The 12218-nt window shown below is 72.0% G+C and carries 13 protein-coding genes; 1 reads left to right on the top strand and 12 read right to left on the bottom strand.

The features are described 5' to 3' along the window. Positions 1-60: 60 nt before the first annotated feature. Complete coding sequence (lhgO, locus tag M4J07_RS24685) at positions 61-1260, bottom strand: L-2-hydroxyglutarate oxidase (RefSeq protein WP_255975186.1); 1200 nt, start codon at positions 1258-1260, stop codon at positions 61-63. A gap of 34 nt (positions 1261-1294) precedes the next feature. Beyond that, positions 1295-2752: an aldehyde dehydrogenase family protein gene (locus M4J07_RS24680; RefSeq protein ID WP_255975185.1), complete on the bottom strand. Its 1458-nt coding sequence runs from the start codon at positions 2750-2752 to the stop codon at positions 1295-1297. A 176-nt stretch (positions 2753-2928) separates the two neighbouring features. Between M4J07_RS24680 and M4J07_RS24675 the strand changes: the two genes are divergently transcribed. Next, complete coding sequence (locus M4J07_RS24675) at positions 2929-3216, top strand: putative quinol monooxygenase (RefSeq protein ID WP_255975184.1); 288 nt, start codon at positions 2929-2931, stop codon at positions 3214-3216. A gap of 73 nt (positions 3217-3289) precedes the next feature. On the opposite strand, the gene M4J07_RS24670 is transcribed toward M4J07_RS24675, so the two are convergent. The 10 genes from M4J07_RS24670 to M4J07_RS24625 all read right to left on the bottom strand — a co-directional run bounded on the left by M4J07_RS24670 (position 3290) and on the right by M4J07_RS24625 (position 12198). Continuing rightward, positions 3290-4282 carry a methionine synthase II (cobalamin-independent)-like protein gene (locus tag M4J07_RS24670; protein ID WP_255975183.1) on the bottom strand — a complete coding sequence of 331 codons (993 nt, stop codon included), beginning with the start codon at positions 4280-4282 and terminating at the stop codon, positions 3290-3292. 2 nt (positions 4283-4284) lie between these two features. Then, a complete protein-coding gene (locus tag M4J07_RS24665) occupies positions 4285-4767 on the bottom strand; it encodes a GlcG/HbpS family heme-binding protein (RefSeq protein WP_255975182.1) in 483 nt (160 codons plus the stop codon). After that, positions 4764-5552 (bottom strand): alpha/beta fold hydrolase, encoded by a 789-nt coding sequence (locus tag M4J07_RS24660; RefSeq protein WP_255975181.1) that lies wholly within the window; start codon positions 5550-5552, stop codon positions 4764-4766. Before M4J07_RS24660 ends, M4J07_RS24665 begins: the two co-directional genes overlap by 4 nt. Before the next feature lie 25 nt (positions 5553-5577). Next, positions 5578-5949: a VOC family protein gene (locus M4J07_RS24655; protein WP_255975180.1), complete on the bottom strand. Its 372-nt coding sequence runs from the start codon at positions 5947-5949 to the stop codon at positions 5578-5580. Further along, the gene (locus tag M4J07_RS24650) at positions 5946-6728 is read right to left on the bottom strand and encodes a fumarylacetoacetate hydrolase family protein (RefSeq protein ID WP_255975179.1); all 783 of its coding nucleotides are present in this window, start codon (positions 6726-6728) and stop codon (positions 5946-5948) included. Before M4J07_RS24650 ends, M4J07_RS24655 begins: the two co-directional genes overlap by 4 nt. A gap of 6 nt (positions 6729-6734) precedes the next feature. Next, positions 6735-8177: an NAD-dependent succinate-semialdehyde dehydrogenase gene (locus M4J07_RS24645; protein ID WP_255975178.1), complete on the bottom strand. Its 1443-nt coding sequence runs from the start codon at positions 8175-8177 to the stop codon at positions 6735-6737. A gap of 89 nt (positions 8178-8266) precedes the next feature. After that, positions 8267-9184, bottom strand: coding sequence for a VOC family protein (locus M4J07_RS24640; protein WP_255975177.1), 918 nt, complete (start codon positions 9182-9184; stop codon positions 8267-8269). A gap of 110 nt (positions 9185-9294) precedes the next feature. Next, on the bottom strand, positions 9295-10215 hold the full coding sequence (locus M4J07_RS24635) for a LysR family transcriptional regulator (RefSeq protein ID WP_255975176.1): 921 nt from the start codon (positions 10213-10215) through the stop codon (positions 9295-9297). Positions 10216-10252: 37 nt separating this feature from the next. Continuing rightward, positions 10253-11215: a sugar ABC transporter substrate-binding protein gene (locus M4J07_RS24630; protein ID WP_255975175.1), complete on the bottom strand. Its 963-nt coding sequence runs from the start codon at positions 11213-11215 to the stop codon at positions 10253-10255. Positions 11216-11229: 14 nt separating this feature from the next. Further along, entirely contained in the window at positions 11230-12198 is a 969-nt protein-coding gene (locus M4J07_RS24625; protein WP_255975204.1) for an ABC transporter permease, read from the bottom strand. Positions 12199-12218: the final 20 nt, after the last annotated feature.

Here is a 12218-nt window from a genome sequence, read left to right as displayed (position 1 = left end):
TTGCGGAGAGCTGGGAGCGCAAGCTGTTCTTGCGTGAAAAGCCGCTGTACGCAGGGGAGTTCAGGTTTTCCTGAAGACCTCGTCGACGATGTGCGCGGCGATCGCGAGGGAGGCCGTCGCGGCGGGCGACGGCGCGTTGCGCACAGCCGTGATCCGGTCGGACCGGTGGATGCGGAAGTCGTCGACGAGGGTGCCGTCGCGGTCGAGGGCCTGGGCGCGGACGCCCGCGCCGCCGCGCACGACGTCGTGGACGCCGACGCCGGGGACGTAGTGGCCGGCGTCCTTCATGAACGCCGCCGCCGAGAACGAGCCGCGGTACTCCTTGACGCCGGTGCGCCAGTGCCGGGCGGCCATCCGCCAGGTCCCCGGGTAGGCGGCGAGGCCGAGCAGGTCGCGGGGTGAGACGCGGGTGCGGCGGTAGCCTTCCCGGGCGAGGGCGAGGACGGCGTTCGGGCCGACCTCGACGGTCCCGTCGACGCGCGGGGTGAAGTGCACGCCCAGGAACGGGTACCGGGGGTCGGGCACGGGGTAGATCAGCCCGCGCACCAGGTCCGCCCGCTCCGGCTTGAGCAGCATGTACTCGCCGCGGAACGGGACGATCCGCGGTTCGGGCCCGCCTCGGGCGAGCGCGGCGACGGTGTCCGACTGGAGGCCCGCGCAGAGGACGAGCCGGTCGACCGCGACCCGCTCGGGCCCCGAGGCGACCTCGACGCCGCCCGGCACGGTGGTGATGCCGGTGACCTCGAAGCCGAGCCGCACCTCTCCCCCGGAGTCGGTGACGTCCTTGGCGAACTCCCGGGCGACCGCCGGGTAGTCGGTGATCGCGGTGCGCGGGGAGTGCAGCGCCGCGATGCCGCCGGCGTGCGGCTCCAGCTCCTTGATCTCCTCCCGGGAGACCGTGCGCAGCTCGGGGACGTGGTTGTGCTTGGCCCGTTCGTAGAGCCGCGCCATGCGGCCCAGCTCGTCCTCGCGCACGGCCACGACCAGCTTGCCGATCTCGCGGTAGGGCAGCCCGCGGTCCTGGCAGTACGCGCGCAGCAGGGCCACGCCCCGTACGGTCAGGTCCGCCTTGAGGCTGCCGGGCGGGTAGTAGATGCCCGCGTGCACGACGCCGGAGTTGTGGCCGGTCTGGTGGCGGGAGACCTCGCGCTCCTTCTCCAGGACCACGACGCGGGTGCCGGGGCGGCGCAGCGCGATCTCGCGGGCCGTGGCCAGGCCCACGATGCCGGCGCCGACGACACCGATCGTCTCGTCTGCCAACGTGCCTCTCCTTCCGGGAGTTGGCTCGGGCGTCTCAGGCGCCGTAGTGGATCGCGACCGTCTTGACGCGGGTGTAGAAGTGCAGCGCCTCGGCGCCCTGCTCCTTGAACGGGGAGCCGGAGGCGTGGAAGCCGCCGAAGGGGTGGTGGACGTCCCAGCCGGGCGTGGTCAGGTTCACGGCGATCTGACCGCACTCGGCCTCGTCGGCGAACCGGTGGGCGGCCGTCAGGTCCTGGGTGAACACCGCCGCGGCGAGACCGAACCCGGAGTCGTTGACGGCGGCGACCGCCTCCTCGAACGAGTCGACGGCGCACAGCGCGACCACCGGGCCGAAGACCTCCTCGCGCCAGACGGCGAAGTCCGCCGTGACGTCGCCGAGGACGGTCGGGCGGACGTAGCAGCCGTGGGCGAGGTCGCCGTCGGCCGGGACGTCGCCGCCGGCGAGCACCGTGGCGCCCTGCTTGACTGCGCCCTCGATGTGTCCGAGCACGCCGTCCCGGTGCCGGGGGCTGGAGAGGGGGCCCATGCCCGTCCCCGCCGCGAGCGGGGCCCCCGGTTCGATGCGCGCCACTTCGGCGAGCAGCAGCCGGGTGAACTCCTCGGCCACGGACCGCTCGACGACGACGCGGCTGGTGGCGGTGCAGCGCTGCCCGGCCTGGCCGAAGGAGGCCGCGGCGACGGTCTTCGCGGCCTTCGGCAGGTCGGCGTCGGCGAGCACGACGGAGGCGTTCTTGCCGCCGAGTTCGCCCTGGAAGCGGATGTTGCGGGCGGCGAACTCGGTGCGCAGCCGGTCGCCGACCTCGTTGGAGCCGGTGAAGGTGACGGCGGCGACGCGCGCGTCGCCGAGCAGGGCGCTGCTGATCCGTGCGGTGCGGCCGGTGACGACGCCGAGGACCCCGGCGGGCAGCCCGGCGTCGTGCAGCGCCCGCGCCAGGTGGAGGCCGGAGACGGGCGTCTCGCCGGCGGGCTTGAGGACGACGGCGTTGCCCGCGGCGAGCGCGGGGGCGAGCTTGCGGGCCGGGGTGATGAGCGGGTCGTTCCACGGGGTGATGGCCAGCACGACGCCGATCGGCTCCTGCTGGGCGCTGGTGCGGGTGTCGGGGCGGGCGTCGTTCAGGAGGGTGCCGTAGCCGCCGCGGCCGACGAGCAGCGCGTAGTACTCCAGGAAGTCGGCGGCCTTGAGGGTCTCGCCGTGGGCCTCGGCGCGGGTCTTGCCGTTCTCGGTGGCGATGTCCTCGGCGATCGCGCCGGCCCGTTCGCGCAGCAGCGCCGCCGCGCCGGTGAGGACGGCGGCGCGGGCCAGCGGGTTGGTGCTCCGCCAGCCGGCGAAGCCGCGCTCGGCGTGGTCGTAGGCGCGGGTGACCTCGTCGGGGGCGAGGGCGGGGACGCGGAACGCGGGCGTACGCAGATCGGCCGGGTTCTGCACGTCGATCCACTCGCCGGAGCCGGCGGCCACCCACTCCCCGCCGACCAGGGTTTCCACGGAACGCATCTGGATCACTTCTTTCTCCGGTGTCGGGAACCGGATGTACGACACACCACGTGCGGCGCCGCGGGCAGACCTGAGGAGGCAGTCATTGGTTGCGCTGCGCGCGGGTCGTCCGCGCGGCGTCGTGTGCTGCAATCGAGGCGCCGCTGAACCGGTCCTTCACGATGAGGAGTTGTGCCATGGCGTACGCCGTGTTCGCCCGCTACCGCTGCGCCGCCGACGATGCGGACACCGTGCGGGACGCCCTGCTGAAGCTGCGCGAGCTGACCCGCGAGGAGCCGGCGAACCGGGTGTACGAGGTGCACGCGGAGGCGGCGGTGCCCGGCGGGTTCGTGCTGTACGAGGTGTACGAGGACCGGGCCGGGTTCGAGGCGCACGCCGCCGCGCCGCACTTCGTGGAGCTGAACGTGGGGGTGGTGCGGCCGCTGCTGGTGGAGCGGACGGTGACGTTCGCCGAGGTGCTCTAGACCCTGCCGGGCACTCGGGCCCTGCGCCCCCGGGACGGCCGCGTGGTGCGCCGTCCCGGGGGCGTTCACGTGCTCAGAACTCGTTGCCCCAGATGTAGCGGGCCAGGGTCTCCACCAGGACGAGCTTCCTGCGCTGGCCCTCGGCCGTCTGGAGCGGGCGGGCCGCCACGTCCGCGAAGCCGCTGGACGGGGCGACGGCCGCGTCCTCCAGGTCCTTGATCTCGCCCGCCGCGTCGAGGCGGTCGAGGGCCGTGTCGATGTCCTCCGGGTCCGCGCGCGCCGCGTCGACGACGCCGAAGCACACGTCGCGGTCCTCGGGCAGCGCCCGGACGAGGTCGAGTTCGGCGGCCGACGCGGTCAGCAGCGGCAGCACCCAGCGGTCGGCGGTCACCTCGGCGAACAGCCGCCCGGCCTTGGCCCGGTCCACCGCGGCCGGCGGTGTCGCGCCGGGGCAGTAGCCGATGCGGACGCCCTCGGGGCGGGTGTCGAGGCGGGTGGCGGGGGCGTCGACCGCGAGGGCGTCGGCGAACGACAGGGCGCCCACCGGGGTGTCGTCGGGGCCGGTCGCCGCGAGCAGCAGCGGATTGTCGAGCTGGATCAGGCGGACCCCGGCGTCGACCAGGCGGGCGATCTCGGCGCGGACGATCCCGGCGAACGCCTCCCCCACCTCGCGTGCGGGCAGCGGGCTCGACACGGTGGCGGCCAGGTAGGACGGGGCCGGGAGGGTCACCTTGGGGGCGATGACGGTGAGGCCCGCGAGGCGCTGCGCCCGGTCCACCGCGAGCGGCCCCGCGGCCTTCGGGAGGGTGTCGGCGACCCGGACGGGGCTGCCGTCGGCGGCCGTCTCCCCCGTGCGCCGCACGCCGCCGACGTGGTCGAGGACGATGCCGAGGGCGTCGTCGTAGGGGTAGCCGCCGTCGGTGACGACCGTGGTGCGCAGGGTGCGCTGGAGGACGACGGCCTCGGCGACCGCCGCGTCGACGGACTCGGTGTCGGTGCGGTCGAGTCCCGTCGGGCGGACGAGGCTGCCGTGGTGGTCGATGCGGTAGTTGAAGGTGTCGGCCATGGTCAGGCGTCCTTTCCGCCGGGCTCGGCCGGGCGGGCGGCCACGCCCCACGCCGCGAACTCCAGTTCGTAGCCGAGGGAGCCGAGGACTTCCTCCGCGATCACCTGGTCCTCGTCGGCGGTGCCGCCGGCGATGCCCAGGCCGCCGATGATCTCGCCGTCCTTCTTGATGGTCATGCTGCCCTCGGCGGCCATGATCGGCAGGGCCGCGCCGGGCAGTTGGGAGAGCTGCGAGAAGAAGACGGGCTGGCTCTCCTGCCACTTCTTGAGCATCGGTCCCGGGCGCTGCATGACCGCGGCGGTGTAGGCCTTGGCGCGGGCGATGTCCGGGGTGAGCGGGCGCGCGCCGTCGGGGCGGCGCACGGCGACGACGAAGCCGCCCGCGTCGACGACGGCGACGCTGACCGCCTTGCCGATGTCCTGGGCGCGGCGGTGCGCGGCGGCGATGATCTCTTCCGCGGCGTCGAGGGTGAGGGCGGGGCTCATGCGGGGTCCTTAACGGCAGTGAGGGTGCGGCGCAGCCGGGCGACGGCGGCGTTGTAGCGGTCCGGCGTCTCCCAGTACATGGAGTGCGGGGCGCCCTCGACGATCTCCAGGTGGGAGCCGGGCAGCAGTTCGTGGGCGCGGGTGACGGTGCCGACGCTCAGTACGGCGTCCTGCTCGCCCGCGAGGAAGGCGACGCGGAGGCCGGACGCGGTGAGGTCGTCGAGGGTCGGGCCGTTCGTGTCGAGGTTGCGCAGATCGGCCATCCTGGCGACGTTGAAGGTGCCCATCTGCTGGAACAGGAAGGTCAGATCGGCCCGCTCCTTCTGGAACGGTTTGGTCAACAGCCGGTCGATGACCGGGAGTTCGACGGCCCTGGCGCGGTCGGCGGCGGCCAGTTCGGTCAGCTCCGGGTGGCTGATGCCGCCCAGGGAGTGGCCGAGGACGACGGACGTGACGCGCTCGGGGCGCAGCAGTCCGGCGCGCAGCGCCGCGACGGAGCCGATGGACTGGCCGACCAGCATCGCGTCGTGGACGTCCTCCTGGTCGAGGACGGCGACGACGTCGCCGGGGAAGTCCTGGCCGTCGAACTCCGTCATGGTCGAGTCGGACTTGCCGAAGCCGCGCAGGTCGACGGTGAGGACGGTGAACTCCTCGCGCAGCGCGGCCACTTGCTGCCACCAGGCGGCGTGGTGGCCGCCGGAGCCGTGCACGAAGAGGATCGCGGGTCCCGAGCCGTGCCGTTCGTAGTAGAGGGACGTGCCGTCGTCGGAAGTGGTGTAGGGCATGGCGGTGACTCCCTTGGACAGCAGGTCAGTTGGGACGCTTGGCGTGGTACACGATTTCGATCATGGTGTGGTCGGGATCGTGGATGTAGCAGAACTTCGACTGGTTCTCGGGGCGCTGGATCGGGCGGGTGTGCCGGATGCCCAGCTCCTTGAGGTGGTCGAGGAAGTCGTCCCAGTCGTCGACCTCGACGGCGAAGTGGTAGGGCGCCATGCGCTCCATCTCCTCGACCGGGGTGAAGTGCAGGTCGAAGGCGCCCCGGGTCATCAGCACCACGCGGGTGTTGGACTTGGGCATGATCCGCTTCATCCCGAAGACGGCCGTGTACCAGGCGGCGGTCCGGTCGGGGTCGGTGGTGGGGAAGTTGACGTGGTGGATGTAGCGGGGTTCCTTGCTCACGGGCGGGTCCTTTCGGGAGGGCATTCCAGGCGTACGGGGTTGGAGAGCACCCCGATGCCGCTGATCTCGACGTCGACGGTGTCGCCCGGCTCCAGCCGGCAGGTGGCCTCCGCGCCCATCCACAGCACGTCGCCGGGGTGCAGGGTGAGGTGCCGGCTCATCTCGACGATGTAGTCGTAGGGGTCGAAGACCATGTCGCCGGTCGGGAACGCCGCGCGGACGGCGCCGTTCACCCGGAGTGTCGTGGTCTGCGCGAGGGCGTCGACGTCGGTCTCGATCCAGGGGCCCATCGGCTTGAACGTGTCGCTGTTCTTGGCGCGCCAGAACGTGCGGTCGGTGTGCTGCCAGGTGCGGGCGCTGATGTCGTTGCCGATGGTCCAGCCGAAGATCCCGGCCCGCGCCTGGTCGTACGAGGCGTGCCGCAGGGTCGCCCCGATGACGGCGACGAGTTCGGGTTCGGCCTCGAACCGGCCGGTGACGTCGGCGGGCCGCACCACGGGCGAACGGTGGCCGGTGAGCGCGTTGTTGGCGCGGTAGCCGACCTCCGGCCGGTCGGGGGTCGCGGCGTTCGCGTGGGCGATGTGGCGCGGGTAGTTGAAGCCGACGGCGTAGAAGACGGGCGGGACCACCGGGGGCAGCCAGCGGGCCGTGGCCAGGGGCGTCGTGCCGGTGACCGTGGGCGTGCCCTCCAGCGGGGAGGCGGCGAGCAGCTCGACCACGTCACCGGTGACGCGCCCCCAGCGGGCCCGCCCGTCGGCCTCGACGCGGGTGTATCTCATGGGTGTTCACTCCAGCTGGTGGGAGACGCGCTTGGTGACGAGGTAGGCGTCGAGCGCCTCGGGGCCGCCCTCGCGCCCGTAGCCGCTCTCCTTCACTCCGCCGGAGGGCGCCTCGTGGACGGAGCCGCCGCAGTGGTTGATCGAGAGGATCCCGGCCTCCAGCTCGGCGGACAGCTTCGCGGCGGTCGCGGCGGACTCGGTGAAGCCGTACGCGGCGAGCCCGAACGGCAGGGAGTTGGCGACGGCGAGCGCGTCGTCCAGGTCGCGGAACGGCCGGATCGGCGCGAGCGGGGCGAACGGCTCCTCGGTGAGTATCTGCGCGTCGTCCGGTACGTCGGTGAGGACGGTCGGCGGGAAGAAGTAGCCGGCCCGGTCGGGGCGCAGTCCGCCGGTGCGCACGGTGGCGCCGCGGCGCACGGCGTCGGCGGTGAGGCGTTCGGCGGCGGCCAGTCTGCGGTCGTTGGCGAGCGGCCCCATGGTGGTCGTGCCGTCGGCGCCGTCGCCGACCACCACCTCCTCCGCCGCCTTCACGAACGCGGCGGTGAAGTCCTCGTAGTGGCTCTCGTGGACCAGGAAGCGGCTGGGCGAGGTGCACACCTGGCCCGCGTTGAGGAACTTGGCGCGGGCGGCGCGGCGGGCGGCGCGCACCGGGTCGGCGTCCGCGCAGACGATGACCGGGGCGTGGCCGCCGAGCTCCATGAGGGTCGGCTTCATGACGGTGCCGGCCTGGGCGGCGAGCAGCTTGCCGACCGGTACGGACCCGGTGAACGCGACGAGCCGGGTGACCGGTGAGGCGATCACGTGGGCGGACACGGCGGCCGGTTCGCCGAAGACCAGGTTGAGGACGCCGGGCGGCAGGCCCGCGTCGGCGTAGCAGGCGACCAGGGCGGCGGCCGTCGCCGGGGTCTCCTCGGACGCCTTGATGATCATCGAGCAGCCCGCGGCGAGCGCGGCGGAGGTCTTCCGGTTCGGGCCACCGACGGGGAAGTTCCACGGCACGAACGCGGCGACGGGGCCGACCGGTTCGCGGCGCACGGACAGCAGCGTGCCGGGCGGCGCGGGGATCGTGCGGCCGTAGGCGCGGCGGGCGTCCTCGACGTGCCAGCGCAGGGTGTCCGCGGTGCGGATCGCTTCGCCGGTCGCCTCCTTGACCGGCTTGCCCTGCTCCAGGGTCATGACGCGGCCGATCTCCGGGGCGCGTTCGGTGATCAGGTCGGCGGCCCGGTGCAGGATCGCGGTGCGCTCGGCGACCGGGGTGGCGCGCCAGGTGCGAAAGCCGTGGTCGGCGGCGGTCAGGGCGGCGTCGAGGTCGGCGGTGGTGGCGAGCGGGACGGCGCCGATGACTTCTTCGGTGGCGGGGTTGACGACCGGCGCGCTCGCTCCGGAGCCGGAGTCGCGCCACTCGCCGGATATGTGGAGGCGGACGGTGGGATACGGGGTGGTGGTCATGGGGCAGGCGTCTCCAATCAAGCCCCTCCGGCGATTGAGGAGCGGGGTCCGGGGCTGGGCCCCGTGGCGTGGGGTCGGCTCAGGCCGAACTAGCCCGCGACGTCACGGTTCTGTCGCAGCGACCAGAGGGTGTGCGGCGGAGCCGTCTCGTGGACGCGGGTCTCGTACGAGGCGTCGGCCCGGTCCATGTCGCAGGCGTACTCGACGCGGCCGCCGCAAGGGGCGTGCAGGAAGCGGAAGATGTTGGAGCCGATGGTGTGCCGGCCGAGCTTGCGGGCCTCGCGCCAGCCCTGGGCGATCATGTGGTTGCCGCCCTCGATGACGTCGTCGACGCCCGGGACCTCGTACGCGACGTGGTTGACGCCGGGCTTGTCGGGGCGGTGGCAGAGCAGGAACGTGTGCTGGTCGTCGTCGCCGGGCGCCTGCAGGAAGACGCCCATCGGCTCGACGACGTCGGTGGGGCGGAAGCCGAGCAGGTCGGTGTAGAAGGCGACCGCGGCCTCGCGGCCCGCCTTGGGGATGTTGAGGGCGACGTGGCACATGCGCAGCGGCCTGACCCGGCCGACCGGCTCCAGCGGGGTGTTCCAGCGGGTCACGCTGCCCGAGACGTTGGCCGGGCGCGGGGTGACGTGCAGCGGACGGGGCCGGGCGAGGGTGAGGCCGACGCCGAATCCGGTCTCGTCGACGGTGTGGTGCACGCCGTCCGCGCCCGCGCGCACCGTCCGGTCCGCGCCGAGTCCGGTGACGAGGCGGTCGAGGGCGTCGGCGGTGTCCACGCCCCAGACGACCTCGCGCAGCGTCGGGCCGCTCTCGACGGGCGGCGGGAGGTGCCCTCCGGGGTCGGTGTCCAGCTGGACGGTCTGTCCGGCGAGCGTCTCGCACACGGCGTGCTCATCGGTCCGCTCCACCAGGAACAGTCCGAAATCCTCGAAGAACCGCACAGCCTCTTCGAGCATGTCGGCGTCGGCGACGCCGTAGGTGACGGACTCTATTCGCTGGATCCCCATCGGTTCCTCACTCCAGATCATTTCTCCCGGCGATCGTAGATTTGCTCACCGGCCGTCTCAACGGCCTTGCCGCGCGAGGTCCGCAATCGTTGATTGCGCGCGGGGTCGGGTCAGCCGGATTCGGCGGCGATCCGCGGAATGGGGTTCTTGGAGAACCATTGGGTGAGGAACTCCAGGAACACCGCGACCTTTTTGGGCGTCGACTGTCCCGGCCCGTAGATCGCGTACAGCGGGCGGTCGGGGACGCCCAGTCCGGGCAGCAGCACTTCGAGCGCGCCGGACAGCAGGTCGTCGTAGGCGGGGCGCTGCGGCAGCAGTCCGATGCCCCGGCCGTGCACGGCGGCCTTCTGCAGGGCGATGTACGAGTTGGACGAGAAGGCCACGTTGCGGATCTTGTGCAGGGTCGAGGCGTGGCCGTGCCCGACGCGCCACACCGGGTCGTTGAGGTGCACCAGGCAGTCGTGCCCGGCGATCGCGTTGGGCTCGGCGAGCCGGCCGTGCCGCTCCAGGTACTCGGGGGCGGCACAGAGCACGAAGGGCAGCGAGGCGATCTTCTTCAGGCGCACTCCGGAATCCCGGAGGTCCCGGGTGTGGAACGCCACGTCGAATCCACTGTCCAGGAAGTCGTACGTCCGGTCGGACATGCCGCCGAGTTCGAAACGCACCTGGATCTTGGGGTGGGCGGCGGAAAAGGCGGCGATGGCGTCACCCAGGTCAAGACTGCCGATCCATTTGGGGCAGATGATGCTGAGCGCCCCTTCGGCCCGGTCGTGGAGCCGGCCTATGGAGACGTCCTCCGCCGCTATTTCCTCGAGTATCCGTGAGCAGAATTCGGCATGGCGCAGCCCTTGTTCGGTGAGGCTGACCGAGCGGGCCGTGCGATTGACGAGGCGGACGCCGACCTGCCGCTCCAGTTCGGCGACGTGCCGTGACACCAGGGAGCCCGACGAGCCGAGCTTCTTGGCGGCGCCGTTGAAGCTGCCGGTCTGGGCGACGGTCACGAAGCTGTGCATGAGCAGCAGGCGGTCCATGTTCCCTCGATTTCAGCTGTTCCTCAGAAAGCACTGATTACTTGGGGCAGTACTGGGGCGCCTGGTCAACGTCGTCCGCGGTGATCAAAGTAAGGGGGACCTTACTGACTTTGTCAACCTTTTTGTCACCAAGAAGGTCGACGGTCTGCTCGACCGCTGTCTCGCCGATCGTGAGGGCCGAGTTGGACACCGTGGCCTGGAGCCGGCCGTCCTTGACGGCGGCGATCCCGTCCTCGGATCCGTTCACCGAGACGATCTTGACCTTCTTGGCGCCGGCCGCGTCGAACGCCTTGCGCACGGCGAGGGCCATCTCCTCGTTCGCCACGAACGCGTAGTCCAGGTCGGGGTGGGCCTGGATCATGTTCTCTGCGACGTCCTGCGCCTTGGCCGGGTTGAACATGCCGGGCTGGTTGGCGACGACCTTCGCGCTGCTCGGGAGCTGCTTCTCGAAACCGCCGACGAGCAGGTCGGAGGCGGCGCCCGGGGCCCCGGCCACGATCCCGACGGTGACGTCCTTGGACCCCGCGTCCTTCGCGATCCAGTCGGCGTCCATCTGACCGACCTTGGTGAGGTCGACGACGGCCGCACCCAGGATGTCGGAGACTTTGTCGGTGCTGACGGACGTCAGGTAGATCGGGATGCCCGCGGCCTTGGCCTTGGCGATGTCCCCGTCGAGGGCGTCGACGTTGACCGTCTGCACGATCAGGGCGTCCACGTTCCGGGAGATCATGTCCTCGATGTTGGACAGCTCGGTCCCGGCGTCCTGCTTGGAGTTGGCCGAGTAGACCTTCGCGTCCTTCGTCTTCGCGGTCTGCTCGACGGCCTTCTGCAGACAGGTGTGGAAGTGGGTGTTGGCGCCGTTGACGAAGCCGAGGGTGACGGAGCCGTCGCCGGCTCCTGCGCTGTCGGCGCTGCTGTCTGCGCAGCCGGAGAGCAGCAGCGCGGTGACACCGGCGATCGAGGCCGCGAGGAGTCTGCGGGAGCGGGCGGTGGAGGTCATGTGGGTCTCACCTTTCAGTGGTGGCCGGGGTCGTTGCGGTGCTGGAAGCCGTTGATGATCGCGGCGACGAGCAACACGGCTCCGGTGACGACGAGTTGGTAGTTGCTGTTGACCTGGAGCAGGTTGAGGGCGTTGGCGACGACGCCGAGCAGGACCACGCCGAGCGCGGTGCCGACGACGGTGCCGCGGCCGCCCGCCAGTGACGTACCGCCGATGACCACGGCGGCGACGGCCGTCAACTGGGTCTGCAGGCCCGCCGTGTTGGGCGCGCTGGCGCCGAGGCGGGAGAGCAGCATCAGGCCCGCGAGACCGGCGAGCGCGCCGGCGAGGGCGTAGAGGGCGAGCTTGCGCGCGGGCACGTTGATGCCGCTGAGCCGGGCGACGTGCTCGTTGCCGCCCATCGCGAAGGCGTCCCGGCCGAACGTGGTGAACCGCATGACGAGCCCGATGAGCAGCAGGACGAGGACGGCGACCACGAGCAGCCACGGCAGCCCGGCGACCGTCGAGTTGCCGAGGGCCTGCATCGTGTCGCCGATGGTGACGCTCATTCCGTTCAGGACGAGCAGGGCGACGCCGTCGAGCAGCATCGCGGTGGCGAGCGTCGCGACGAACGGGGCGACGTTGGTGTACGTCACGACCAGCCCGTTGACCAGGCCGATCAGCGCCGCGAGGACGAGCGCGACGACCACGGTCAGCGCCGTGGACCGCCCGCCGGACAGCAGCTGCGCGGCGACCGCGGTGGTCACGGCGGCGTTCGACCCCATGGAGAAGTCCATGCCGCCGGCCGTCATCAGCAGAGTGAGGCCGCCGGCGATGACGGCGTTGACGCTGATCTGGCGCAGCACGTTGAGGAGGTTCTGCGACGTGGTGAACGAGTCGGCGCGCAGGGCCGTGAAGACGATCACCACGAGGAGGACGGCGACGAGTCCGCCGTGCGGGACGCGCCACAGGGCGCCGCCGCCCGCGGCCGACGGTGTGTCCACCCGCTCCGGGGCGGCGGACG

Source organism: Streptomyces longispororuber (assembly GCF_024448165.1).
Lineage (GTDB): Bacteria > Actinomycetota > Actinomycetes > Streptomycetales > Streptomycetaceae > Streptomyces > Streptomyces longispororuber_A.
The sequence above is the reverse complement of the archived record's forward strand: the minus strand, read 5'-3'. Positions and strand labels throughout refer to the sequence as shown.